General features: G+C 67.1%; 24 protein-coding genes. 16 read left to right on the top strand and 8 right to left on the bottom strand.

Annotation, left to right across the window (positions count from 1 at the left end; genetic code table 11):
* Positions 1-32: 32 nt before the first annotated feature.
* Complete coding sequence (locus BJ987_RS32780; RefSeq protein WP_209899481.1) at positions 33-719, top strand: class I SAM-dependent methyltransferase; 687 nt, start codon at positions 33-35, stop codon at positions 717-719.
* On the opposite strand, the gene dnaE is transcribed toward BJ987_RS32780, so the two are convergent.
* Entirely contained in the window at positions 716-4,267 is a 3,552-nt protein-coding gene (dnaE, locus tag BJ987_RS32785) for a DNA polymerase III subunit alpha (protein ID WP_209896921.1), read from the bottom strand. The two genes, BJ987_RS32780 and dnaE, sit on opposite strands and share 4 nt — an antisense overlap.
* A 281-nt stretch (positions 4,268-4,548) precedes the next feature.
* On the opposite strand from dnaE, the gene BJ987_RS32790 reads away from it, so the two are divergent.
* A complete protein-coding gene (locus BJ987_RS32790) occupies positions 4,549-5,748 on the top strand; it encodes a sensor histidine kinase (protein WP_209896922.1) in 1,200 nt (399 codons plus the stop codon).
* A 16-nt stretch (positions 5,749-5,764) separates the two neighbouring features.
* Here BJ987_RS32790 and BJ987_RS32795 read toward each other — a convergent pair whose 3' ends face one another.
* Together BJ987_RS32795 and BJ987_RS32800 are read right to left on the bottom strand one after the other, a co-directional pair.
* Entirely contained in the window at positions 5,765-6,190 is a 426-nt protein-coding gene (locus BJ987_RS32795; protein ID WP_209896923.1) for a PIN domain-containing protein, read from the bottom strand.
* Positions 6,187-6,414, bottom strand: coding sequence for a type II toxin-antitoxin system VapB family antitoxin (locus tag BJ987_RS32800; protein ID WP_209896924.1), 228 nt, complete (start codon positions 6,412-6,414; stop codon positions 6,187-6,189). The genes BJ987_RS32795 and BJ987_RS32800 overlap by 4 nt, the downstream gene beginning before the upstream one ends.
* Before the next feature lie 262 nt (positions 6,415-6,676).
* Here BJ987_RS32800 and BJ987_RS32805 point away from each other — a divergent pair, with 262 nt between their 5' ends.
* The 7 genes from BJ987_RS32805 to acs all read left to right on the top strand — a co-directional run bounded on the left by BJ987_RS32805 (position 6,677) and on the right by acs (position 14,067).
* Positions 6,677-7,486: a LytR/AlgR family response regulator transcription factor gene (locus tag BJ987_RS32805; RefSeq protein WP_209896925.1), complete on the top strand. Its 810-nt coding sequence runs from the start codon at positions 6,677-6,679 to the stop codon at positions 7,484-7,486.
* Between the two features lie 70 nt (positions 7,487-7,556).
* Positions 7,557-7,949: a hypothetical protein gene (locus tag BJ987_RS32810; RefSeq protein WP_209896926.1), complete on the top strand. Its 393-nt coding sequence runs from the start codon at positions 7,557-7,559 to the stop codon at positions 7,947-7,949.
* A gap of 55 nt (positions 7,950-8,004) precedes the next feature.
* Positions 8,005-8,139 carry a hypothetical protein gene (locus tag BJ987_RS37920; RefSeq protein WP_281070403.1) on the top strand — a complete coding sequence of 45 codons (135 nt, stop codon included), beginning with the start codon at positions 8,005-8,007 and terminating at the stop codon, positions 8,137-8,139.
* On the top strand, positions 8,139-9,887 hold the full coding sequence (locus BJ987_RS32815; protein ID WP_209896927.1) for a sodium/solute symporter: 1,749 nt from the start codon (positions 8,139-8,141) through the stop codon (positions 9,885-9,887). Before BJ987_RS37920 ends, BJ987_RS32815 begins: the two co-directional genes overlap by 1 nt.
* A gap of 143 nt (positions 9,888-10,030) precedes the next feature.
* The gene (locus BJ987_RS32820) at positions 10,031-10,390 is read left to right on the top strand and encodes a DUF485 domain-containing protein (protein WP_209896928.1); all 360 of its coding nucleotides are present in this window, start codon (positions 10,031-10,033) and stop codon (positions 10,388-10,390) included.
* Positions 10,387-12,030: a monocarboxylic acid transporter gene (locus BJ987_RS32825; RefSeq protein ID WP_209896929.1), complete on the top strand. Its 1,644-nt coding sequence runs from the start codon at positions 10,387-10,389 to the stop codon at positions 12,028-12,030. The genes BJ987_RS32820 and BJ987_RS32825 overlap by 4 nt, the downstream gene beginning before the upstream one ends.
* Positions 12,031-12,138: 108 nt before the next feature.
* Complete coding sequence (gene acs, locus BJ987_RS32830) at positions 12,139-14,067, top strand: acetate--CoA ligase (protein WP_209896930.1); 1,929 nt, start codon at positions 12,139-12,141, stop codon at positions 14,065-14,067.
* 167 nt (positions 14,068-14,234) lie between these two features.
* Here the strand turns inward: acs and BJ987_RS32835 are convergent, their stop codons facing one another.
* Entirely contained in the window at positions 14,235-15,236 is a 1,002-nt protein-coding gene (locus BJ987_RS32835) for a proline racemase family protein (protein WP_209896931.1), read from the bottom strand.
* A gap of 341 nt (positions 15,237-15,577) precedes the next feature.
* On the opposite strand from BJ987_RS32835, the gene BJ987_RS32840 reads away from it, so the two are divergent.
* From BJ987_RS32840 to BJ987_RS32855, 4 genes are all read left to right on the top strand, one after another.
* On the top strand, positions 15,578-17,050 hold the full coding sequence (locus BJ987_RS32840; protein WP_209896932.1) for an MDR family MFS transporter: 1,473 nt from the start codon (positions 15,578-15,580) through the stop codon (positions 17,048-17,050).
* Between the two features lie 249 nt (positions 17,051-17,299).
* A complete protein-coding gene (locus BJ987_RS32845; RefSeq protein WP_209896933.1) occupies positions 17,300-17,947 on the top strand; it encodes a hypothetical protein in 648 nt (215 codons plus the stop codon).
* Positions 17,937-18,512, top strand: a complete 576-nt coding sequence (locus tag BJ987_RS32850) for a DUF6529 family protein (protein WP_209896934.1) — start codon at positions 17,937-17,939, stop codon at positions 18,510-18,512. Before BJ987_RS32845 ends, BJ987_RS32850 begins: the two co-directional genes overlap by 11 nt.
* 14 nt (positions 18,513-18,526) lie before the next feature.
* A complete protein-coding gene (locus BJ987_RS32855) occupies positions 18,527-18,964 on the top strand; it encodes a Rieske (2Fe-2S) protein (RefSeq protein WP_209896935.1) in 438 nt (145 codons plus the stop codon).
* Here the strand turns inward: BJ987_RS32855 and BJ987_RS32860 are convergent.
* From BJ987_RS32860 to BJ987_RS32870, 3 genes are all read right to left on the bottom strand, one after another.
* Positions 18,961-19,428, bottom strand: coding sequence for a VOC family protein (locus BJ987_RS32860; protein WP_209896936.1), 468 nt, complete (start codon positions 19,426-19,428; stop codon positions 18,961-18,963). The genes BJ987_RS32855 and BJ987_RS32860 overlap by 4 nt on opposite strands.
* Positions 19,429-19,514: 86 nt before the next feature.
* Positions 19,515-20,225 (bottom strand): hypothetical protein, encoded by a 711-nt coding sequence (locus tag BJ987_RS32865; protein WP_209896937.1) that lies wholly within the window; start codon positions 20,223-20,225, stop codon positions 19,515-19,517.
* A complete protein-coding gene (locus BJ987_RS32870) occupies positions 20,222-21,175 on the bottom strand; it encodes a hypothetical protein (protein ID WP_209899484.1) in 954 nt (317 codons plus the stop codon). The genes BJ987_RS32865 and BJ987_RS32870 overlap by 4 nt, the downstream gene beginning before the upstream one ends.
* A gap of 137 nt (positions 21,176-21,312) precedes the next feature.
* Between BJ987_RS32870 and lspA the strand changes: the two genes are divergently transcribed.
* Genes lspA through BJ987_RS32885 form a run of 3 tightly spaced genes read left to right on the top strand, consistent with a single transcriptional unit; the run spans position 21,313 to position 23,586 of the window.
* Positions 21,313-21,963 (top strand): signal peptidase II, encoded by a 651-nt coding sequence (gene lspA / locus BJ987_RS32875; RefSeq protein ID WP_372446913.1) that lies wholly within the window; start codon positions 21,313-21,315, stop codon positions 21,961-21,963.
* Entirely contained in the window at positions 21,960-22,886 is a 927-nt protein-coding gene (locus tag BJ987_RS32880; RefSeq protein ID WP_209896939.1) for an RluA family pseudouridine synthase, read from the top strand. Before lspA ends, BJ987_RS32880 begins: the two co-directional genes overlap by 4 nt.
* Positions 22,879-23,586 (top strand): hypothetical protein, encoded by a 708-nt coding sequence (locus tag BJ987_RS32885; RefSeq protein WP_245366242.1) that lies wholly within the window; start codon positions 22,879-22,881, stop codon positions 23,584-23,586. The genes BJ987_RS32880 and BJ987_RS32885 overlap by 8 nt, the downstream gene beginning before the upstream one ends.
* A 55-nt stretch (positions 23,587-23,641) precedes the next feature.
* On the opposite strand, the gene BJ987_RS32890 is transcribed toward BJ987_RS32885, so the two are convergent.
* Positions 23,642-25,699, bottom strand: a complete 2,058-nt coding sequence (locus BJ987_RS32890; RefSeq protein WP_209896940.1) for an MMPL family transporter — start codon at positions 25,697-25,699, stop codon at positions 23,642-23,644.
* Positions 25,700-25,808: the final 109 nt, after the last annotated feature.

The raw sequence follows: 25,808 nt of genomic DNA on the forward strand, positions 1-25,808 counted from the left end.
CACGAACCGCTCGGCAGACGTCGACGCGCCCGATCTCAGGGTTTTCCCTCTGGCACAGGTTCCATCGAACCTGGAACAGTGGGGACGTGGGAATCTACCGTGATCGGATCGTGCCCCGGCTCGTCGATGTCGCCTGCGGGATGGGAATCAACGATCCGCAGCGCACACGGGCCTGCGCCGGACTGCACGGACGCGTGGTGGAGATCGGCTTCGGCTCGGGCTTGAACATCCCGTTCTATCCGGACACGGTCACCGCCATCAGCGCGGTCGAGCCGGCCGACCTCGGCTGGAAGCTGGCCGGGAAGCGGCTACCGCAGGCGACGGTGCCGATCGAACGCGCCGGGCTGGACGGACAATCGCTGCCGTTCGCCGACAACAGCTTCGACTCCGCCCTGTCGACCTGGACCCTGTGCACCATCCCCGACGTCGCTATCGCGCTGCGCGAGCTGCGCCGAGTCCTGGTGCCGGGCGGCACTTTTCATTTCGTCGAGCACGGCCTCGCACCGCACCCGAGCGTCCAGAAATGGCAGCACCGGCTCAACCCGATCCAGAAGGTCTGCGCGGGCGGCTGCCATCTGAACCGCGATATCTGCGGACTGATCGAGACAGCGGGCTTCCAGCTGCGCGAGGTCGAGGAGTTCTACGGCGAGGGGCCCAGACCGGTCGCCGCCCTGACCCTCGGGGTGGCGGTCTCACCGGGCCGGACCACTCCCGTCTAGGACCCCAGGCAGCCGGGGCCGAGTAGCGCCTTCAAGTCACCCATCAGGGCCGAGGACGGCGAGACGCGCAGATTGTCACCCAGTTTCATCAGGGTGGTCTTCTCGCGGGCGCCGACGTGGCGGACGTGGACGTCGGAGGTGCCGGGGTGCCGGGAAAGCACTCGCTTGAGCTCACCGATTTTGTCGGGGGTGCACATGCGGGTGGTGAGGATGACCGACAACGGCTTGGCTACACCGATCGAGGAGAGATCGGGGACGACGAGATCGTTGGCGATCAGCGAGATCCGGTCGTCGCGCACCGAGACTCGGGCCTTCACCAGCACGACCGCGTCCTCGACCACATCCATGCCGTACACCGAGTACGACTGCGGGAAGAACAGCACCTCGACGCCGCCGGTCAGATCCTCCAGCTGCGCCGAGGCCCAGGCCAGGCCGTTCTTGTTGATCCGCCGGTTCACCGAGGCGAGGATGCCGCCGATGGTGACCTGGGCACCGTCGGAGACATCGCCCTCCAGGATCGCCGGGATCGGGGTGTCGACCTGCGCGGCCAGCACATGTTCGACGCCGTTGAGCGGGTGACCGGAAACGTAGAGGCCGAGCATCTCCCGCTCCAAGGCGAGCTTGTGCTTGGTCTCCCATTCGTCGTCGGGGACAGCGACATTGAAGACCGAGGAGATCGAATCGTCGGCGTCCACACCGCCGAACAGGTCGAACTGACCGATCGCCTCGGCCTTCTTGGTCGTCATCACCGCGTCGATGGCGTCGGAGTGGATCAGCAGCAGGCCCTTGCGGGGATGCCCGAGCGAATCGAAAGCCCCTGCCTTGATCAGGGATTCGGTGACCTTCTTGGTGCAGGCCACCGCGTCGATCTTGTTCAGGTAGTCGGAGAAGTCGGTGAACTTCGACTTCTCCTTGCGCGCGGCGATGATCGAGGACACCACGTTGGCGCCGACATTGCGGACCGCGCCCAGACCGAAGCGGATGTCGGTGCCGACCGAGGCGAAGTTCATCTCGGATTCGTTGACGTCCGGCGGCAGCACGGTGATGCCCAGGCGACGGCAGTCCGACAGATAGACCGCGGCCTTGTCCTTGTCGTCACCGACGGAGGTGAGCAGGCCGGCCATGTACTCGGCCGGGTAGTTGGCCTTGAGGTAGGCGGTCCAGAAGGAGACGAGACCGTACCCGGCGGCATGCGATTTGTTGAACGCGTAACCGGCGAACGGAAGGATGGTGTCCCACAGGGCCTTTACCGCGGCCTCGGAGAAACCGTTGTTCATCATGCCCTCGCGGAAGCCCTTGTACTCGGCTTCCAGCACCTCGAGCTTCTTCTTACCCATGGCCTTACGCAGCGCGTCGGCCTTACCCATGGAGTAGGAGGCGACCTTCTGCGCGATGAACATGATCTGTTCCTGATAAACGATCAGACCATAGGTTTCGGCGAGGATGTCGGCGAGCGGTTCCTCCAGCTCCGGATGGATCGGGGTGATGGGCTGGCGGCCGTTCTTGCGATCGGCGTAGTCGTTGTGGGCGTTCATGCCCATCGGGCCGGGGCGGTACAGCGCGAGCACGGCGACGATGTCGTTGAAGCCGGTGGGCTGCATGCGGCGCAGCAGGTCGCGCATGGGACCGCCGTCGAGCTGGAAGACGCCGAGCGTGTCACCGCGGGACAGCAATTCGTAGGTGGCGGGATCGTCCAGCGGCAGGTTGTCCATGTCGAGGTCGATGCCGCGGTTGGCTTTGATGTTTTCCAGGGCGTCACCGATGACGGTGAGGTTGCGCAGGCCGAGGAAGTCCATTTTGAGCAGGCCGATGGCCTCGCAGGACGGGTAGTCCCAGCCGGTGATGATGGCGCCGTCCTGGGCGCGTTTCCACAGTGGGATGGCGTCCATGAGCGGTTCGGAGGACATGATGACCGCGCAGGCGTGCACGCCGGCGTTGCGGATCAGCCCTTCCAGGCCGCGGGCGGTTTCGTAGATCTTGGCGACATCGGGGTTGGCGGCGATGAGTTCGCGGACCTCGGCGGCTTCTTTGTACCGCTCGTGGTCGGGGTCGGTGATGCCCGCGACCGAGATGTCCTTGGCCATGATCGGCGGGGGCAGTGCTTTGGAGATCTGGTCGGCGATGGCGAATCCGGGTTGGCCGAACAGTACGCGTGCGGAGTCTTTGATCGCGGCTTTGGTTTTGATGGTGCCGAAGGTGATGACCTGGGCGACTCGGTCGCTGCCCCATTTCTCGGTGGCGTAGCGGACCATTTCACCGCGGCGGCGATCGTCGAAGTCGATATCGATATCGGGGGCGGACGGTCGTTCCGGATTCAGGAAGCGTTCGAACAGCAGGCCGTGCGGGATCGGGTCGATATTGGTGATGCCGAGCGCGTAGGCCACCAGCGAACCCGCGGCCGAACCACGACCGGGGCCGACGCGGATGCCGACTTCCTTGGCGTGGTTGACGAGGTCACCGACGACGAGGAAGTAGGCGGGGAAGCCCTTCTGCTTGATGACGTCGAGTTCGAAGTAGGCGCGGGAGTAGTACTCCTCGGGCACCGTGCCGCCGGCGAAACGGCGCTCCAGGCCGCGCTCGACTTCCTTGCGCAGCCAGGAATCCTGATCCTCGCCCGCGGGGACGGGGAACACCGGCATGCGGTCCTTGAACGCCCACACGTCGTCGTAGGACTGGATGCGTTCGCCGATGAGCACCGTGTTGTCGCACGCGCCGGGCACCTCGGCATCCCAGATCGCCCGCATCTCCTCGGCGGACTTCAGGTAATAGCCGTCACCGTCGAACTTGAACCGGGTCGGATCCGAAAGGGTCTTGCCGGTCTGAATACACAGCAGCGCCTCATGATTGGTCGACTGATCCTTGGTGACGTAATGACAGTCATTGGTCGCCAACGGCGGAATATCGAGCTGCTTACTGATATTCAGCAACCCCTCCCGCACCCGCCGCTCGATCGACAGACCATGATCCATCACCTCGAGAAAGAAATTCTCCTTACCGAAGATCTCCTGCCACTTCGCCGCCGCCTCCAACGCCTCGCGGTCATGACCCAGCCGCAACCGCGTCTGCACCTCACCCGACGGACACCCCGTGGTCGCGATGATGCCCTCGGCGTACTGGGCGATGATCTCCTCGTCCATACGCGCCCACTTACCGAGCTGACCCTCGATCGAAGCGAGCGAGGACAGTTTGAACAAGTTGCGCAAACCGGTCGCGTTCTCCGCGACCATCGTCATGTGCGTGTAGGCGCCGGAGCCGGAGACGTCGTCGCCCTTCTGGCTCGGATCGCCCCACAGCACACGCTTGGTGTCGAACCGCGACGCCGGCGCGATGTAGGCCTCGATACCGATGATCGGCGTGATGCCGTGCTTCTTCGCGGAGTTGTAGAACTCCGAAGCGCCGTACATGTTTCCGTGGTCGGTCATGCCGACCGCCGTCATCCCGAGCCGTTTCGCCTCCGTGAACAGCGGAGAAATCTTGGCGGCACCGTCGAGCATGGAGTACTCGGTGTGGTTGTGCAGGTGAACGAACGATCCGGACGAGGCAGCCAAGACGGTCCTTCCTCCCTTGTCTCGACGGGGGTTGGCGGTAGGGAGTCTATGCGCCCGCGGGGACAGCTTTTCGCACCGGCGCGCGGGCTCTGCGTGATCATCGGCGCGTCGTGGTGGAGATCACCGGAGTGTCGGCAGACGCGGCGGAAATCCGCTAGGTCCGTGTCCGAAATCCGCCGGGGCAACGCCTCGGCACACGCGCGTTGCGACCATAATCAGCACATGGATTCGCCGCTTTCGCCCCACCCGGGTCCGCACCCGCCCAGCGCGTCCGGCCGCCGGTGACGACCGCGGTTGTCGCGGTGACGGTTTCGGCCGTGCTGCTCGCGGGCGCACTGCTGGTGTGGTCGCGCACCCGGCGGGTGGTGACCACACCCGCGGAGCGCGCGGTGTATTCGGCATTGCACACCGCGTCATTGGCGGCGCGGCCGCTGCGCGGCGGGCTGACCGATCGTTCGGCCCAGGAGGCGGCCCCGCATCTGCGCGAACTCACCGGCGGCGAGGCCTTGGCGGTGGCCGACGCGGACGGGACTCTGCTGGCCTGGGATGGGCCGCACTCGGAGCTCGCCGAGTATTTCACTGACGCCGCCAAACGCGCGGTCGCCACCGAGCGACCGGTGCTGGTGCCGGGGCCGGGGCGGGCCGAGCACGCCGGGCGCACCTTGATCGCGCAGCCGCTGCTGATCGAGAACGCGGGTGTGGCGGGCGCTTTGGGTGTGGTGACGACCGGGCAGCCCGGCCCCGGACGGCTCGGCGCGGTCGCGGAGGTCGCCCGATATGCCTGCGGCCAGCTGGAATTGGCGGAGCTGGACGCATCGCGAGCGCGACTGGACCGCGCCGAGGTGCGGGCGCTGCGAGCCCAGATCAGTCCGCACTTCATCTACAACGCGTTGAACACCATCGCCTCGTTCGTGCGCACCGATCCTGATCGGGCCCGCGAGCTGATCCTGGAGTTCGCCGACTTCACCCGCTATTCCTTCCGCACGGCGGGCGAATTCACGGTGCTGGCCGAGGAGTTGCGCAATATCGAACGGTATCTGGAGTTGGAGCGCGCCCGCTTCGGTGACGCGTTGCAGGTGCGGTTGCAGATCGCGCCCGAGGTGCTGGGCGTGGTGTTGCCGTTCCTGGCGCTGCAACCGCTGGTGGAGAACGCCGTCCGGCACGGGCTCGGCGGGTCGGGCGGACGCGGAACCATCAGCATCGTCGCCGCCGACGCGGGCACCGACTGCGTGATCAGCGTCGAGGACGACGGCGCCGGAATGGATCCTGATCTCCTGCGTTCCGGGGCACTGGACGCGATCGAAACCGGCTCAGGCCCCGCGCGGCCGGCCGAATCCGCGCACGTCGGATTGGCCAATGTCGACGACCGGTTACGGGCCGCGTTCGGCAATGACTACGGACTGGTCGTGGACACCGCACCCGGCGCGGGGACGAAGGTCAGCATGCGCGTCCCCAAGTTCCGCGCCGGGATTCAAGCGTGAGTTGCGGCGCACTCAGTTAGGGTTTGCCTCGTTTTCGGGAATTGATCGACAACTCGACGACCCCTGGCACAAACCGCGCGACGGTGCGGAAATCCTTGTCGTCGTGCAGGATCGTCACACCATGATGTGCGGCTGTCGCGCAGATCATCAGATCCACGGGGCTCACTGAACCCAGCACACCCTGACCCGCAAGCTGATGCTGCACGGTGTCGACCCAACTCCAAATCCGTTTCGGCAGTGGGATCTCTGGAAACAGCTTGACGAGATCGTCCCGCCAACACTCGTATTCCTCCGCGTTGCTCGCCGAGCGCAAGAATTCGACGCGCTGTGGTGGACACGATCCGATCAAACGCAGGGTGATCTCTTCCATCCACACACCGAGCAGGTCGCGATCGCGCCTCAGACGCCAGAGTGCGGATGAGTCGATGATGTAGCGGATCACTCCTCGATCGGCCTGCCCTTCTCCGCTTCGTGAATCCTCTTCCAATGCTGGTAGGACTCCTCCGACATGCTGTCGAAGAACCGGTTGATCTGTTCGACCCGGTCGTGCCGCTCCACGTACTCCCGCAGCGCCATGTTCACTACCTCCTTCTTCGTCGCGCCACCGCTCAAGCGCATGGCCTTCGTCAGCAATTCGTCGTCCAGATCGATCGTCGTCACGGTCATATTGGACCTCCATATATACAAGCCATGCCTTCCATACATAAGGATAGAGGTGGAAGCGCGGGAGGGATGCAGATATGCGGAGCTTCGACGATGGGCGTCGTGCCACTGCCCCGGCCGGAAAACCGGCCGGGCACCGCACGCCCGGGCAGGTCACGGGAATCGGTGCGGTGAACTCTCACGCGATGGAGCCAGCCCGCCCTCTGCATCCGACTGGCATGGATCCCCCAGCGGCATCGGAGCGAAGCTCTACGATGGAGCAATTGTGACAGGCACCACCGACAGCGCGCCAGCGAATTTGCAGATTCTGGCGGTAGACGACGAGAAACCGGCACTGGACGAGCTGGTGTACTTGCTGCACGCCCATCCCGAGGTCGGCACCGTCTATGGCGCGAGCGACGCGACCGAGGCGCTGCGGGTATTGCGCGCGCATCCGGTCGACGCGGTGTTCCTCGACATCAATATGCCGGGACTGGACGGAATGGAGTTGGCGGGCATCCTGTCGGAGTTCGCCCACTCGCCGGCCGTGGTGTTCGTGACGGCACATGACGATCGGGCCGTGGCCGCCTTCGATCTTGGCGCGGTGGACTATCTGCTGAAACCGCTGCGGGAGGCGCGCCTGGCCGAAGCGGTGCGCCGGATCGCCGCGACGCGCGGTGCGGCAGCCGAATCGAGCGCGGCGGCCCCCGAACAACCGCGGACCGATCCGAACGAGGTCATTCCCGTGGAGCTGGGCGGGGTGACCACGTTGGTGCCGCGTTCCAGCGTCAGTTGGGTGGAGGCCGACGGCGACTATGCCCGGCTGCACACCAGCGACGGATCGCATCTGGTGCGGATTCCGCTGTCGGCGCTCGAATCGCGCTGGGAGGACGCGGGTTTCCTGCGCGTGCACCGGTCGTACCTGGTGGCGTTGCGACTGGTGGCGGGGTTGCGCACCGTCGGCACCGGCACGGTGGTGTGCCTGCGCGCCGAGGGCAATGCCGCCGCGGTCGAGCTTCCGGTGAGTCGCCGCCAAGTGCGCGAACTCAAGCAGCGGCTGATCAACGGCCCGCGGCAGAACTGGACTGCTCGGTGACGACCGGACTCGAGTTGCGCCGGAGCACCCGGTGACAGGCCCACAGCGACGCGAGCGGGCCGAAACCGAGATGTCTGACCAGGGTCCGGTCGGGCCAGTTCAGCGCGCACAACGTCCGGTCCGCCAGCGGGTGGTCCTGGCCGAGCGTCGCGGCGCGCGGCGGATCCACACACGCGTCGAGGTGGCCGAGCAAACCGAAATCGGTGAAGCGCTGATCGGTGGCCTGATCCGCGCCCAGCTCGGCCTCGCGCTGCGAATGGCTCTCGTCGCGGTGCTCGTATTGTGCTCGCTGCCTTTACTTTTCCGCGTCGAGTCGATCGGCTCCTTGGTCGTGCTCGGTATCCGCCTGCCGTGGCTGCTGCTGGGTTTCTTGGTTTATCCCGCGCTGTACGCGGTCGGCCGGCTCTACAGCCACCTGGCGGAACGCAACGAACACGATTTCCTCGAACTGGCCGAGGACTGACCATGCCCGTCTCTGTTTCGGCCGAGCTGCACACCAGCCCAGGAGGGGGGCGGTGATGGCGGGCGCACCTGGACGCACCGCCTTCGCAGTGCTGTCCGCGGTCCGCGCTTCGGTCGCGGTCGAAGAGGCAGGCACGCGGATGGCCGACGCTATTTCGGACTTCCGCGAAACCTCGAACGGGCGGCCGTGATGGGAGCCGCGCCGGTCCTCACCGTGTGCGCACTGCTGTTCGCGGCGCTCGCGACGGTGGCGATCGGGGCCTATGGCGTACGGATGGCGCGCACCACCTCCGACTTCCTGGTGGCCTCGCGCAGCGTGGGACCACGATGGAACGCCGCGGCGATTTCCGGTGAATACCTTTCGGCCGCTTCGTTTCTCGGGGTTGCGGGGCTGATCGCCAAATACGGTGCCGATGCGCTGTGGTATCCGGTCGGGTTCACCGCCGGGTATCTCGGATTGCTGTTGTTCGTGGCCGCGCCGCTGCGGCGGTCGGGGGCTTACACGGTGCCGGATTTCGCGGAGTTCCGGTTGGGGTCGGTGCGGTTGCGCCGGTTGGCGGCCGTGGTGGTGGTGCTGGTGTGCGGGGTGTACCTGATTCCCCAATTCCAAGGCGCCGGACTGACTTTGCGCATTCTGCTCGGGGTGCCCAGCTGGGTGGGGGCGCTGGCGGTGGGGGCGATCGTGATCGCCAATGTCGCCGGGGGCGGGATGCGGTCGATCACGTTGGTGCAGGCGTTCCAGTACTGGTTGAAGTTGACAGCGGTGGCGTTGCCCGCGTTGGTGCTGCTCGGGCATTTCCTGGGTGCGGACCGGCCGCTCGGATCACCCGCGCCGCCGGTTGTCACCGTGCGGACCACCGTTGATGTGAGCACCGATGTCGTCGTGCAAGTGGCTGCGCCGCAGCGGGTTTCGATCGACGGGCGGCTGGACGGCCAGCCGTTGGACGCGACGGTGATCCTGGCGGCGGGTGCGCACGAATTGGGTGCCGGGACGAAGCTGGTGCTGGAGGCCGGGTCCGCGGTGCCGGTGGTGAGCGGAGCGCCGACCGACGGGGCGACGTGGTTGACGCCCGGCGGCGGATTCGGCGGGCAGCATCCGACCTATCAGGTGTATTCGCTGATCATCGCGACATTCCTCGGGACGATGGGCTTACCCCATGTGCTGGTGCGGTTCTACACCAATCCGGATGGGCGGGCCGCACGGGCGACGGCGCTGGCGGTGATCGGGCTGGTGGGGGTGTTCTATCTGAGTCCGATTCTGCTGGGTGTCTTCGCGCGCCTTTATGTTCCGCAGCTGCTGATCACGGGGACCTCGGACGCGGCGGTGGTGCTGCTGCCGAGCTCGGTGCTGAGCGGACTACCCGGGCAACTGCTGGCCGCGCTGGCCGCCGCCGGGGCGATCGCGGCGTTTCTGTCCACCTCGTCCGGGCTGCTGGTCAGCGTGGCGGGTGTGCTCAGCACCGATATGTTGCGCGGGCGGGTCCGGGACTTCCGGATCGCGGCGCTGGCGGCGGGCCTGGTGCCGCTGGCGCTTTCGGTCACCGTCACCTCGCTGGACCTCTCGCGCACGGTCGCGCTGGCGTTCTCGGTGGCGGCTTCCACGCTGTGCCCGCTGCTGATTCTCGGCATTTGGTGGCGCGGGCTGACTGCGATCGGCGCGGCGGCGGGGTTGGTCGCGGGCGGGCTGGTGTCCGGTGGCGCCACCGTGGTTTCGGTGACGGGCGGGGTCGCCGGTGCGGTAGCCGGAGGATGGCCCGCGGCGATCCTCGGCTATCCGGCAGCGATCAGCGTGCCGTTGGCGTTCGTGACGATGATCCTGGTCAGCAAGGTGACGCGCGGGCTGCCCCCACGCAGTGTCGGCCGCATCTTCGTGCGCATGCACGCACCCGAGCGGCTCGGTATGGGCGCTGATCGAGAGCGCCGGCTGCACAACCGGTAGCGCCGACCGTTCGTCGCGGCGCGGTGACCGTTCGCCGCAGAAATCCGCACCTTCGCGGAGTGAGCTGGACCACACCCTGAATTCCGCCGGACGCTCCGGTTACCGTTCAGCGCAGTAAGCCACGTCACAGCGAGGACAACCTGATGAGTATCGATCTCGACAAAGGCGGCTCCGAGCCGGCCCGCGTCCCGAGCGCCGAAGAGTTCGCCGAGGTGCAATCGAGTCCGCAGTTCCAGGAGTTGCGAAGCCGCCTGCGGCGCTTCGTGTTCCCGATGACCGCGCTGTTCTTGCTCTGGTACGTGAGCTATGTGCTGCTCGGCGCCTACGCGCACGACTTCATGGCCACCAAGGTGTTCGGCAACATCAACACCGGTCTGCTGCTCGGGCTCGCACAGTTCGTGTCCACCTTCGTGATCACCGGCCTCTACGTCCGGTTCGCCAACAAGGAACTGGACCCGCGCGCCGCCGCCATCCGCAACTACATGGAAGGCGAAAAGGCATGAAGCTCGCCGCTACGCAGTACCTGGCCGCCGAGACCGTCGGCGAGCCGCTGGCGAATATCGGCATCTTCGCCCTGTTCGTCGTCATCACCATGGTCGTGGTGATCCGGGCCAGCCGGAACACCCGCACCGCCGCCGACTATTTCACCGGCGGCCGCGGCTTCTCCGGTCCGCAGAACGGCATCGCCATCGCCGGCGACTACCTGTCCGCCGCAAGCTTTCTCGGCATCGCCGGCGCCATCGCGGTGTACGGCTACGACGGGTTCCTGTACTCCATCGGCTTCCTGGTGGCCTGGCTGGTCGCGCTGCTGCTGGTCGCCGAAATGCTCCGCAACACGGGCAAATTCACCATGGCCGACGTGCTGAGCTTCCGGCTCAAGCAGGGGCCGGTACGTACCGCTGCCGCACTCACCACGCTCACCGTGTCGCTGTTCTACCTGCTGGCCCAGATGGCGGGCGCCGGTGGCCTGGTGGCGCTGCTGCTCGACATCTCCAGCAAGTCCGGCCAGGCCCTCGTGATCGCCGTGGTCGGCATCCTGATGATCGTGTACGTGCTGGTCGGCGGCATGAAGGGCACCACGTGGGTGCAGATCATCAAGGCGGTGCTGCTGATCGCCGGCGCCGCGGCCATGACGATCATGGTGTTCGCCAAGTTCGGCTTCAATCTCTCCGAGATTCTCGGTTCGGCGCAGAACATGGTCTCCGATTCCACGAACAAGGCCGTCGCCTCCCGGGACGTGCTCGCCCCCGGCGCGCAGTACGGCGGCAGCTCGATGTCCAAGTTGAACTTCCTGTCACTGGGTCTGGCGCTGGTGCTCGGCACCGCGGGTCTGCCGCACGTGCTGATGCGCTTCTACACGGTGCCGACCGCGAAAGAGGCTCGGCGCTCGGTGGTGTGGGCGATCGCCCTGATCGGCGCCTTCTACCTGTTCACCCTGGTGCTGGGCTACGGCGCGGCCGCCATCGTCGGACCGGACCGGATTCTGGCCGCCGCGGGCGGGCAGAACTCGGCGGCGCCGCTGCTGGCGTTCGAACTCGGCGGCGTGATCCTGCTCGGCGTGATCTCCGCGGTCGCTTTCGCGACGATCCTCGCGGTGGTCGCCGGTCTGACCATCACCGCCTCGGCGTCCTTCGCCCATGACATCTACGCCGGAGTCATCAAGCGCGGCAACGTCGATGAGCACAAGCAGGTGCGGGTCTCGCGGATCACCGCGGTCGTGATCGGCGTCCTGGCGATCGGTCTCGGCATCCTGGCCAATGGACAGAACATCGCATTCCTGGTGGCGCTGGCCTTCGCGGTGGCGGCGGCGGCGAACCTGCCGACCATCCTGTACTCGCTGTTCTGGAAGCGTTTCAACACCACGGGCGCGCTGTTCAGCATGTATGGCGGTCTGATCTCCACCATCGTGCTGATCGTGTTCTCACCCGCCGTGTCGGGCAACAAGACCGCGATGCTGCCCAATTCCGATTTCGACTACTTCCCGCTGTCGAACCCCGGAATCGTCTCCATCCCACTGGCTTTCGCGCTCGGCGTGATCGGCACCTTCCTCGGTGGCGGCAGGCCGGAGAGCCAGGCCCTGGCCGCGGAGATGGAAGTTCGTTCGCTCACCGGTGTCGGTGCTGAAAAGGCGATCGTGCACTGACCGCCGGTAGCGAATAACCGCCGCAACGGCGCGGCGACCTGGTTGGGCCCCGGCGGAGGCCGGGGCCCAACTTCCGTGCCTCCCCTGTTCTTTCGATAGGAGTTCCCAGTGACCAGCGCAACCGACCACGCCACCGCGGCCTTCGAGCCCACCCCGGAGTTCACTGCGGCCGCCAACGCCGGTGCGGCCCTGTACGACTCGGCCGCGACCGATCGGCTCGAGTTCTGGGCCGAGCAGGCGCGCAGGTTGCACTGGGAGCAACCGTGGTCGCGGGTGCTGGACTGGTCTGGTGCACCGGTGGCGAAGTGGTTCGTCGACGGCAAACTCAACGTCGCCTACAACTGTGTGGACCGGCACGTACTCGCCGGGCACGGCGGCCAAGTCGCCATCCACTGGGAAGGCGAACCCGGCGATTCCCGCGACCTCACCTACAACGAGTTGCTCGCCGAAGTCTCCCGAGCCGCAAACTATCTCACCGAACTCGGGCTCGAAGCCGGAGACCGGGTCGCGATCTACATGCCGATGGTGCCCGAGGCGATCGTCGCCATGCTGGCGTGCGCCCGGCTCGGATTGACGCACTCGGTGGTCTTCGCCGGGTTCTCCCCCACCGCGCTACGCCAACGCGTCGACGACGCCGGTGCGCGACTGATCATCACCACCGACGGCCAATGGCGGCGCGGGACCGCGGCCCCACTGAAAGCCGCCGTGGACGAAGCACTCGGCACTGACCCGACAACCGTCGAACACGTACTCGTAGTGCGGCGCACCGAGATCGAAGTGCCCTGGACCCAAGACCGCGACCTGTGGTGGCACGACACCGTCGGCCAAGCCTCCCCCGAACACCAAGCACAACCCTTCGACGCCGAACACCCGCTGTTCATCCTCTACACCTCCGGCACCACCGGAAAACCCAAAGGCATCCTGCACACCACCGGCGGCTACCTCACCCAAGCCGCCTACACCCACCACAACGTCTTCGACCACAAACCAGGACAAGACATCTACTGGTGCACCGCCGACATCGGCTGGGTCACCGGACACACCTACATCGTCTACGGACCACTGGCCAACCGCACCACCCAAATCGTCTACGAAGGCACCCCCAACCACCCCGACGAACACCGCCACTGGAACATCATCGAAAAATACGGCGTCACCATCTACTACACCGCCCCCACCCTGGTACGCACCTTCATGAAATGGGGCAAAGAGATCCCCGCCGCCCACGACCTGTCCTCCCTGCGCGTCCTCGGCTCGGTCGGCGAACCCATCAACCCCGAAGCCTGGCGCTGGTACCGAGAAAACATCGGCGCCAACCGCACCCCGATCGTCGACACCTGGTGGCAAACCGAAACCGGATCGATCATGATCTCCCCACTGCCCGGCATCACCGCCACCAAACCAGGCGCCGCCATGGCCGCGTTGCCCGGCATCAGCGCCAAGGTCGTCGACGACGACGGCGCGGTCCTGGACCAGGGCTCGGGTCTGCTGGTGCTGGACGAGCCGTGGCCGTCCATGCTGCGCGGCATCTGGGGCGATATGGATCGCTTCCGCGAAACCTACTGGGACCGTTTCGCTTCCGAGGGCTGGTACTTCGCCGGTGACGGCGCGAAGCTGGATGCCGACGGTGACCTGTGGGTGCTCGGGCGCGTGGACGACGTCATGAACGTCTCGGGCCACCGCATCTCCACCGCCGAAGTCGAATCGGCACTCGTCGGGCACTCCGGCGTCGCCGAAGCCGCCGTCGTCGGCGCGACCGACGCGACCACCGGCCAAGCCATCGTGGCCTTCGTCATCCTGACCGCCGAGGCGAAGAACACCGGCGCCGAACTGGTCGCGGAACTGAAAGCCGAAGTCTCGCGCGGAATCAGCCCGATCGCCCGGCCGCGCGAAATCCACGTCGTCCCGGAACTCCCGAAGACCCGCAGCGGCAAGATCATGCGGCGCCTGCTCCGCGACGTGGCGGAGGGGCGCGAACTCGGCGACACCTCGACCTTGGTGGACCCCAAGGTCTTCGAGTCCATCGCCAAGAGCTGACCGGAACACCACAGCAGCCCGCGGGTCGTCGACTCGCGGGCTGCCGCTGTGCGACATTCGGTGGTGACGGACAAGCATCACCCCGCTGGTCAGGGGCGGGCGCCGAGCTACGACAGTCATTGTCGTAGCCGTCCAGGCGGTGATCGGTAGTGCGGTCGCCGCCCGAGTCAGAAAACGAAGCCCTCGGGGAACGGGTCCGAGGGGTCGAGCAGATAGTTCGCGGTCCCCGTCAGCCAGGCGCGGCCGGTAATGGTGGGCACGATGGCGGGACGACCGCCGACCGTGGTGGTTTCGACAGCGCGCGCGTAGAACGTGGTGCCGACGAAGGAGTCGTTGCGTAGTTCCTGGTCCCCGGCGAGCAGCCCGCGCGCGTGCTGGCGCGCCAGCAGTGCGGAAGTGCCGGTGCCGCACGGGGATCGGTCGAACCAGCCCGGATGGATGGCCATCGCGTTGCGGGTGTGCGCGGGTTCGGAGGCGGGGTCCAGGAACAGGACGTGTTTGCATCCGGCGATCCGGTCGTCCTCCAGGTGCACCGGACGGCGGAACTCGTTCACGGCCTTCATGATTCGTAAGCCGGTGTCGAGGATCCGGGCCTGCTGCGCACGATCGAACGGCAGCCCGAGCTGACCGAGATCGACTATGGCGTAGAAGTTTCCGCCAAAGGCCAGGTCGTAGCGCACCGTGCCGACGCCGGGCACTTCCAGTTCGTTGCCGAGGCTGTCGCAGTAGCTGGGCACGTTACGTAGCGTGACCGAATCCGCGTGCCCCGCGGTCACCTGCACCGTCGCCACGACCCGCCCCGCCGGAGTATCGAGCCGAACCTCGGTGACCGGCTCGGTGACCGGAACCATGCCCGCCTCGACCAGCGCGGTCGCGACTCCGATGGTGCCGTGACCGCACATCGGCAGCAGCCCACTGACCTCGATGAACAGCACGCCGTAGTGCCCGTCGCCGGTGGTCGCCGGTTGCAGGATCGCCGCGCTCATCGAGGCGTGACCGCGCGGTTCGTGGACGAGCAGTGTGCGCAGTCCGTCGAGGTGCTCGATGAAGTATTCGCGCCGCTGCCCCATCGTCTCGCCGGGAATGGTGCCGATCCCGCTGGTCACCACCCGGGTCGGCATGCCCTCGGTGTGGGTGTCGATGGCGGAGATGATCATGCTGCTGTGCATCGAGGGTTTCCTTCGGTGTCGAGTGCGCGTGGCCGCTGGGCCGAATCCGAGGGGATCGTCAGGGCCGGAAGATGCGTCAGGGGGACGTGACGGGGCTCACGATTCAAGGCGGTTGTCCGAGAGAACACCAGGTGAACCGGTATTTGTCTGATCATCGGCGGCGGTGGGCGAAGAAAATTCGGTCGAAACCTGTCGGTGTGGCCCGGAATACTTCTGCCCGACCGATGAGTTGTCCGAACTGTTCCCGTCTGATCTCGTGTGGGCTCCGGAACGTGGTTCGCCACTCGGCATCGGTCCGCCCCCTCGTTTTCCGCTCGTAGACATTCTCGGAGGTAGCCCGCATGCGCGCCGACATATCCGCCCCGCCAACGGGCGGAAAAACGCCGACAGTCATTCGGTTGCTGGTGCTCGCGACCTTCGTGGTGATCCTCAACGAAACCATCATGATCAACGCGATCCCCAGCCTGATGCACGACCTGGAGGTCGACGAGCAGGCCGCGCAGTGGGTATCCACCGCGTTCATGCTCACCATGGCGGCGATCATTCCGATCACCGGCTGGTTCCTGCAGCGGGTCACCACGCGTAAGGCCTATGCCATCGCGATGGGCGTCTTCCTGGCGGGCACCGCGCTGTCCGCGGTCGCGCCCACCTTCGCGATTCTGCTGCTGGGCCGGGTCATCCAGGCCGGCGGCACCGCGGTGATGATGCCGCTGCTGATGACCACGCTGATGACGGTGGTCGCCGAAGCGGATCGCGGCAAGGTGATGGGCAATGTCACCCTGGCCATCTCGGTCGCCCCGGCGATGGGTCCGGTCATCTCCGGTGTGGTCCTGAACTGGGCTTCGTGGCGCTGGCTTTTCGTGCTGGTGCTGCCGATCGCCGGTGCGGTCACCTACCTGGGCTACCGCAAGCTGGAAGATGTCGGCGAGCCGCAGACCGGTGATATCGATTGGGCCAGTGTGGCGTTCGCGGCGCTGGGCTTCGGCGGTCTGATCTACGGCTTGAGCAAGTTCTCGCCCGACAATGTCGTCTCGCCCGTGCTGATGGTGGTCGCCGGTATCGCGCTGGTCGCGGTGTTCACGCTCCGCCAGCTCAAGCTGCAGCGTGTCGGATCGCCGCTGATGGATCTGCGGGTCCTGTTGGCCGGCACCTACACCAAGGGCCTGATCCTGATGTCGATCGCCTTCCTGGCGATGCTCGGCTCGATGATGCTGCTCCCGCTGTACCTGCAGAACCTGCGGCATCTCTCGGCCCTGGAAACAGGTCTGCTGGTCATGCCGGGTGGTCTGGCCATGGGTCTGCTCGGGCCCACCGTCGGCAAGATCTTCGACCGCTTCGGCGGCCGCGTCCTGGTGATTCCCGGCTCGATCGGCATCACCGCCGCGCTGGCCGGTTTCACCCAGATCTCCATGTCCATGCCGTACTGGCAGCTGCTGGCGCTGCACATCGTGCTGATGGTGTCGCTCGCCGCGGTATTCACCCCGGTGTTCACCCTGGGTCTGGGTGCGCTGCCGCCGAACCTGTACTCACACGGCAGCTCCATGCTGGGCACCCTGCAGCAGGTCTCCGCGGCCTTCGGCACGGCGCTGGTGATCACGGTCATGGCGACCCGCACCAAGTCGCTCGTCGAGGGCGGCACCGAGCCGGTCGCGGCACAGCTCGACGGCATGCGAGTGGCCTTCGGGATCTCCGCGGCCCTGTCGGTGGTCGTGATCATCATGGCCGTGCTGCTGCCGGCCCGCGCCGCCGGCCACGGTCACGACGCGCCCGAGATCGAGGACGAAACGCGCGCACCGGAATTGGTCAAGGACTGAGCACCCTGCCACCACCCGCGAAGCCCCGCACCCACTTCTTCGGGTGCGGGGCTTTCCCGTTGTTCGAGCACGTGTGCGACGCGCCCCGCGCCGCGGCAACACGCCGGGCCGTCCGCGCCGCGATCCCGGTTTGAACCACCAGCCCCCACTGCCACGTACACAATGCGAAACAGGTGGATTCGGCGCGCCGACGGCCCTCGCGGGCGGGCGAGCCGGATGCAGCTGTCCGGCAACGACAGTGGAGCTCCAATGAAACGTCTCGGACCGTGGCTCACCTTGGCGGCGATAGCCGTACTCGGTCTGGTCCTGCTGGTCGTCAATATGTCCAAGGACACCGAACCTTCCAGCGCGCAGCCGAATTCGGGACCGTCGCCCAGCGCGTCCGCCGCGCCGGAGTCCACCGGACCGAAGGCAACGCCGTTTCCGGCGAACGCCGACTATGTCGCGACGATTCCGCTGGCCGCGGGCGGTGTCATGACCCTGGAGATCACCGTCGAAGGTGACAAGGCCATCGCCTACGCCTGTGACGGCAAGGCCATCGAATCGTGGCTGCAAGGCCCGGCCACCAACGGCTCGCTGAAGCTGACCGGAAAGAACGACGCGACGCTGACCGGCACACACGACGGCACCGCGGTGAACGGCAACCTCTCGATCGGTGGAAAGCAGTGGCAATTCAAGGCCGAACCGGTCACGCCGCCCGCCGGACTGTATGTCTACAACGAGGGCGGGGTGCGGCAGAGTTGGATCGTCGACGAAAACGGCGGCGTCACCGGTGTGCAGCGCGCGGCCAACGGCAGCACCTCCCCGGCAGCGCCGTTGAACTCCGATGCGACCGCGGTCGTGAACGGCAAGCGGATCACCGCGACCAAGGTAAGTGGTGGTGACGATGTCGGCTGATCCGAACGCGACCACCGTCCGGCGGGAGCGGCCCGCACGCCCGGCGGCCATCGTGCTTCCCCTACTCGCCGGTGCGGCGGTCGCCGTGATCCTCGGGGTGTACGGCAAGGTCCACGACCCGCGCTTCTTCTCGGTGAACGTGGCCGGATTCTCCAGCCCGACCGCGGTGAAGACCTGGCTGGCCACGCTGGCATTCGTGCTGGCACTGGCTCAACTGTTCTCGGCGGCGGCGCTGTACGGCAAGATCCGCCCGCTGGCGCAGGCGTCGTGGCCCGGACCCGTGCACGTCTGGTCGGGGCGGCTGGCCGTGCTGACCACCGTCCCGGTTGCGGTGCACTGCCTGTACGCCCTGGGATACCAGGATTCGACCACCCGGGTGCTGCTGCATTCGCTGTTCGGCTGCTTCTTCTACGGCGCGTTCGTGGCGAAGATGCTGTTGCTCACCCGCAAGGGCTTGCCCGGATGGGTCATCCCGATCGCGGGCGGGGTGGTGTTCAGCGGACTAACCTTCGTGTGGCTGACCTCAGCGCTCTGGTTCTTCCTCAACAACGGCCTGACCTTCTAACCGAAAGCTGAGCTATGACCATCCCTGAGCTGAACCGCCGCACGGCAGTGGCCGGAGCGGGTGCGCTGGTCGCCGCCGCGACGTTGACCGCGTGCTCCACCTACGGCAAGGACGATGCACCCGACCCGGCGAAAACCGAGCCCGCGGCACCGGGTACCTCCGGGGCGAACGGGGCCGGCGGCATCGCCAAGACCGCCGACATCCCGGTCGGCGGCGGCAAGATCATCGGCAGCACCGTGCTGACGCAGCCGGCCGCGGGCCAGTTCGTCGGGCTGGACGCCACCTGCACGCACGCCGGGTGCAAGGTCAACGAGATCGCCGGCGGCACCATCAACTGCCCGTGCCACGGCAGCAAGTTCAACCTCGACGGGTCGGTGGCCAACGGCCCGGCGACCCGCCCGCTGAAGACGAAAAGCGTTCGGGTGGAAGGCGATTCGATCGTCGAAGGTTAGCCGTTCTCGAACATTTCGGACATGCGCTTGTCCATCTCCGCCGGCGGCACGTCTTCGACATGGGTGGCCACGGTCCAGCGGTGACCCCACGGGTCCTCGAACGAGCCGCTGCGATCGCCGTAGAACTGGGTGGCCATGGGGGTGAGTTCCCGTGCCCCGGCCTGCAAGGCGGCGGCGAACGCGGCGTCGGAGTCCGGAACGTAGACGTGCAGGTTGACGGGCGTGCCACCGATCGTCTTCGGGTCCAGGAATTCCATTTCCGGCGCGGGATCGCCCAGCATGAGCAGCGAGTTGCCCAGCACGAGTTCGCAATGGGCGATCTTGCCGTCGGGCCGGGGCATGCGCATCCGCTCCGACGCGCCGAACACCTGCTTGTAGAAATCGATCGCGGCGGCGCAGCCGTCGACCGCCAGACCCGGCGAGACCACCGGATATCCGTCGGGGATGGGTTTGACATCAGACATGAGAGACCTCCGGTCGAGTCATTGTGTGATAGTTGCGAGCCTATTCCCGGGTTCAAGAGAAAAGGTCTGTTCGACCGAATGATCTTCTAGGGGCCCGCGACGCCACGCAGGCGGCGCACCTGGGCGGCGGTGACCGCCGTGAGCACGCCGGGGTCGACCGCGTCCGGCGCGGTCACCGCGATCTGAGCGAGCGTGTTGCCCACCTGGACGACGGAGACCAGCGTCATGAGGGTGATGCCGTCACTGACGGTGCGCAATTGATAGGAGGCGGCGGCGTCACCCGCGGCCGGCTGCTCGAGCGCGCCGAGCTGGAATTCGATGGCGGTCTCGTCCGCGTCGGCGCCGGAGTACACGGTGCAGCCGCGCAGGGTCTGCTGGACCGCGGCGAAGGCGGGACCGAGCTGGTCGGACGGATAGCTGGCCGCATCGATATCGATGCTGGAGAAGTTGGGGCCGTTGTAGCCGATGAAGTTCCACGCGCGCGCTTCCGGGCGCTGCTCGCCGATCGGAGTCATCACCTGCTCGCAGCCCGCCGGTTTCGTCGGCGGCGGGTCACCGAGGGGCAGGTCGGCGGAGCGCGAGGCGCCCGAGGGTGTGAAGCCCGAGGGCAGATCGGCCGGGTCGAGCAGCCGCGCGAGCAGGACGTCGGAGTCGGTGATCGGCTCGCCGCCGGCGGGCGCCGCGGCGACGATTGGGCCGAACGCGGGCAGCACGGGTTTGTTCTCGGGGGTATCGGCGGAACATCCGGTCAGCGCGAGGCCGACCCCGGCCAGCAGCAGGCCGAGCCCTCTGATCACTCGGTCCACGACACCTGCGTGGTGATCGTCTGCCGCAGGTTGCTCTGGCTTCGCGGATCGCGGTAGGCCTGATGCCCGCCGAGGTTGATCGTCCCCGACACCGGCAGTGGCAGCCCGAGATCGACGGTGATGGTGCCCTGGCCCTGCATCACATAGTCCTCGATATCGAGGGTGCCCGCGTTGTTGGGCAGCGACCACACCTTCGACTTGGGGACCTGGGTGACGTTCAGATCGATGGTCAGCCGATTGCCCGCCCGGTGCGCGAGCGTCGCGGTGGTCACCTGATCGAGGGTGACGCCACCGTCGACTTCCTGGTGCACCGTCCACACCGCACCCTCCCCGACCGGTTCGTCGGGGAACATGATCGAGCGATACACGGCTTGATAGAAGGCCTGTTCCAGCGCGGCGCGCGCGGCGTTGGAGGTGTCGGGCGAGGGTTCCAGGCGCAGCGCGGTGATCGCGCCGTCGTCGCTGAACTCGAACCCGGCGTGCGAACCGTCCGCGGCGGTGAGCGCCTTGTTCAGCGCCGGGTCCGGGCTGGTCACCGCGCCGAGGGTGAGGTCGCACCCCTCGGCGTTGGTCTGCGCCGTCATCGGAATGGTCAGCGGCGCGGTCGAGAAGTCGCGCACCGGTTGATCATTGATCTGCTGCTGGATGCTGTGCTCGGTGCGCAGCGTGACCTGCTGCGTGGTGCCCGCCGGGTAATCGGGACGCAGCACGGCATGCGGCTCCTCCCCCGCCGAGACCAGGGTGGCGGCCGCTTCGGAGATCGGCACGGTGACTTCCTTACCGATACCGAGAGGTTCGGTGCCGTCGGAGACCGCGGCCGTGTCGGAGTCGTCGGCGCACCCGACGGTGAACGCCGAAAGCCCGAGGGCGAGCACGACTAGCAGCACGCCGGAGCGCACACCGGAGCGCGCGATCCTTGGGGCGTGGGGGGAAGACAACACCGTCACAACCGACAGCGTACGACCGCTTCCTGAGTGGCGGCTTTGAGCGCGGCATTTACGCGCGGCCGGATCCCGCGAACACGCCCGCGCGGAGGCGCGGTGCATCGGCCGCATCGGACTGAGAGATGATGAGTGTCGTGAGTGATGACCGCCCGTCCGAGGACAATCCACTATCGACAGATTCCGACAGCTACTCCGCCGAGTCCCAGGAACGTCGGGACGCGAATTCCGCCGGTGCGCCCAGTGTGGCGCACGAGCCCGTATCCGGCCCGCCGCGGCGGTTGCGCACCGTCTTGCTGATCGCGGCGGTGCTGCTCGGCCTGGACCTGCTCACCAAAACCATCGCCGTCGCGCAGCTCACCCCGGGTGATCCGGTCTACCTGATCGGCGATTGGGCCCGATTCTCACTGGTACGCAACCCGGGCGCGGCGTTCTCCATGGCCACCGGCATGACCTGGCTGCTGACCCTGGTCGCGGCCGGCGTGGTCATCGGCGTCATCCGGATCGGGCGCACCCTGCGTTCGCTGTGGTGGGCGATCGGATTGGGCATGGTGCTCGGCGGCGCGCTCGGCAATCTGATCGACCGGCTGTTCCGGGCCCCGGGGCCGTTGCAGGGCCATGTCGTCGATTTCGTGGCGATCGGCTGGTGGCCGGTGTTCAACGTGGCCGACTCCGCGATCGTGTGCGGTGCGATTCTGCTGGTGGCGTTGACGGTGTTCGGTTTCGAACCGGACGGCACGCGGCACGGGCAGAACGACAACGCTAAGGCTGAGGAGCAGGCGGCATGAGAGAGACACGGTCTATGCCGGTGCCGGACGGGCTCGACGGCATGCGGGTGGACGCGGGGTTGTCCCGGTTGCTCGGGTTGTCCCGGACCGCGGTGGCGACGCTCGCCGAGGACGGCTCGGTGCAGCTCGACGGCGTGGCCGCGGGCAAGTCGGATCGTCTGGTCGGCGGCGCGTGGCTGGAGGTCGAGTTCCCCGAACCCAAGCGGGAACTGACCATCGAGGCGGAGCCGGTGGAGGGGATGCGAATCCTGTACGCCGACGACGACATCGTGGCGGTGGACAAGCCGGTCGGCGTGGCCGCGCACACCGGCGTCGGCTGGACCGGGCCGACCGTGGTGGGCGGGCTGGCTGCGGCCGGATACCGGATCTCCACCTCGGGCGCCCATGAGCGCCAAGGGATTGTGCATCGGCTCGACGTCGGCACCTCCGGGGTGATGGTGGTCGCGCAATCCGAGCACGCGTACACCGTGTTGAAGCGGGCTTTCAAACAGCGCACGGTCGAGAAGCGGTATCACGCTCTGGTGCAGGGGCATCCGGATCCCTCCAGTGGCACCATCGATGCGCCGATCGGCCGGGCGCGGGGCAACGACTGGAAGTTCGCGGTGACCTCGGACGGGCGGCCGAGTGTCACCCATTACGACACGATCGAGGCGTTCCAGGCGGCGAGCCTGCTCGATATTCACCTGGAAACCGGTCGGACACACCAGATTCGGGTGCATTTCTCGGCGATCCGGCATCCCTGCTGTGGTGATCTCACCTATGGCGCGGATCCGCGGCTGGCCGAACGGCTCGGGCTGGAGCGGCAGTGGCTGCACGCGAAGACGCTGGGGTTCCATCATCCGGCGGACGGGCGGTGGCTGGAGATCGAATCCGAGTACCCCGCCGATCTGAAGAACGCGCTGGGCGTCTTGCGTAATGCCTGAAACCCTTCCGCCGGCAGGCACTTCCGCGCTCCGGCGCGGCGTGTTGTCCGGTGTGGTGGCGGTGGGTGCGGCAGCGCTGATGTTCGCGCTCGGCACGTTGCATCCGCCGCGACCGCTGGGGGTGGGTACCGACCGGCTCGGCCCGGAGCGGGGCGAGGCTGTGTCGGATTATCTTGCGCGGGCTCGAGTTTCACTCGACGGCACGGATGCGCAGGAGCACTGGGCACTGGTCTCGTTCACGACGGAACTTCCCCCGGCGGCTATTCCAGCCCATAGTGGCGGCATCCGCATCGGCCAAGTGCTGCACCGGGTTCCGATCCCCCGCGTGCAGACTCCGATCGTCACGGTCGGTGTGCCCGCGGGCGATGCCGTCGCCGTAGCGTCGGCCGACAACGCGGCCTGGCAGTTGCAAGCCCAGCTGGATCGTGACGTGACACTCGGCGTACTCGGCGACCGCGGGTTGCGCGCCACGTCGGTCTCCATCGCGCGCCTGCGCGCGGGTTGTGCCTGCACGGTGGGCCTCGTCGTCCGCGGCACCCTCACCGAACTCCGGAATCTCGCCACCGGCAACGATATTCGCGCCGTCGAGGCCCTCCCGGCCGACGCGGTCGACGGCCACTTCGCCGTCACCCCCCTGCTGCCCGCCCACACCGGCACCGTCGGCCCCGCCCCCGACGACGGCCCGGTCCCCGAGCGATAACAAGATCGCCGGGCGGCGATCGCGCGCATCGCCGCCCGGTGATCTTCGGCATTCGTCAGAGGGGAAGCAGTTCCGGTTCACGGTGGGGTGGGGCCGGGTCGGGTGCGGGAATTCGCGAAGGCCACCAGACTCGGTCGCCCGCCAGCAGGGCCAGGGCGGGGACCAGGACGGAGCGGACCAGGAGCGTGTCCAGGAGGACGCCGAAGGCGACGGTGAAGCCGACCTGTGCGAGGGCCACCAGCGGGAGGGTGACCAGGACCGCGAAGGTGGCGGCGAGGACGACACCCGCGGACGTGATGACCCCACCGGTGACCGCGAGGCTACGCAGCATGCCCGCCCGGGTGCCATGGCGCCGGGCTTCTTCCCGTGCCCGGCTGACCAGGAAGATGTTGTAGTCGACGCCGAGGGCGACCAGGAACAGGAATGCCAGCAGAATCAGGCCGGAGTCCAGGCCCTCGAAGCCGAACAGGTGCTCGAAGAAGAAGACGCCCGCGCCCAGGGCGGAGCCGAAGGACAGCACCACGGTGAGCACGAGGCCGATCGGCGCGGCGATGGAACGCAGCAACAGGCCGAGGATGATCGTCACCACCAACAGCACCAGCGGAATGACCACCCAGCGGTCGCGCTCGGAGGCGGTGGCGATATCGAGATTCGAGGCGCTGGGTCCGCCGACCACGGTGCCGGCGGCGAGGTCGGGCAGTACCGATCGCAGTCGTTCGATGGTCGCGTATTCGGCCGCCGAGTCCGCGGGATCCCGTGGGATCGCGGTGATCTCGGAGAATTCCGGTCCGGTGCGCCCGGTTTCGGCCGCGCCGATGCCCGGATCGGCTTCGGTGGCACGCAGCACCGCGTCCAGAGCGCCGGTGGGGGCCATGATCAGGAGGGGCGTTCCCGCACGGTCGGGGAAATGCGCGGCCAAAGTTGTCGCGCCTTCGACTGATTCGGGGGTCTGCACGAACTGGTCCGCCCGCGACAAGGCGGCGGTGTTGCCGAGCAGGCCGAGACTCAGCAGCCCGAGCACGGCGACCGAAGCCAGCGCCGCGACCACCGGCCGCCGGGCGATAGTCACGCCGATCCGATCCCACAGCGTGGTCCGCGCCGGAATACCGCTGCGCGCGTGCGGGATTCGCGGCCAGAAGATCCAGCGGCCGCACACTACGAGCAGCGCCGGGAACAGCGTCACCAGCACCACGAGGGTGCACACGATCCCGGCCGCGCCGACCGGGCCCATCCCCGCGGCGCTGTTCATGTCGGCGGCCAGTAGGCACAGCAGCCCGAGGCTGACCGTGGCGGCCGACGCCGCGATCGCCGGGACCGAGGTGCGCAGGGCGGACAGCATCGCCCCCGCCACATCCGAACGATGCTGCAGCTCTTCGCGATACCGGGCGACGATGAGCAGTGCGTAGTCGGTGCCGACACCGAAGACGAGAATCGTGAGCACCGCCGCGCTCTGGTCGTTGACGGTGACGTCGAACACCTTCGCCAGCCCGTACACCGCCGCCATCGAGGCGATATTCGCCCCGGCCACCGCGATCAGGGGCACCAGCCACAGCAGCGGGCTGCGATAAGTGAGCAACAGGATCACGGTGACCACCAGTGCGGTGACCAGCAGCAAGCGTTCATCGATGCCCTCGAACGCGCCCTCGAAATCCGCGCTCAACGCTCCGGGACCGGTGACCTGCACGGTGAGTCCCCGCGGATGCTCAGCCACCATCATGCGGAATTGCGCGATGTACTCGGCGGATTCACCGTGCGACTCGTCCACCATCACCGGATACATCAATGCCTGACCGTCATCGGCGATCAACGGCTGAGGCGGCCCGGCCGCGCTGCCGTACTTCGCCCGCAGCGCGGCGTAATGGGCCGCGGCCGTGGCGCGGTCGGCGTCGGTGACGCCGGTGTCCCGCTGATACACCACCAGAAAGACATTCGAGAGGCCGCCGGGCAGCGTCGCCTCCCATTCGGCCGCCATCGTGGACTGCGCGGCGGCGGGCAGATAGTCGGTTTCCTTGTCGGACTTCACGTCATCGAGGCTGCCGGCGAACGGCGTGAGCGCGGCCAGCACCGCGATCCACAACCCGATGAGCAGCCACGCCCTGGACTTCGTCCCCATTACTGTCTCCTTGCTACGGACATAGCAGCAGCCTGGCGGTAGCGCGATCCGAAAGCGTCCGCCCGGGGAAGGCTCTCCCGGATACTCCGCGCGGAGTACGCGTCGAGGC

Source organism: Nocardia goodfellowii, from assembly GCF_017875645.1.
GTDB lineage: Bacteria > Actinomycetota > Actinomycetes > Mycobacteriales > Mycobacteriaceae > Nocardia > Nocardia goodfellowii.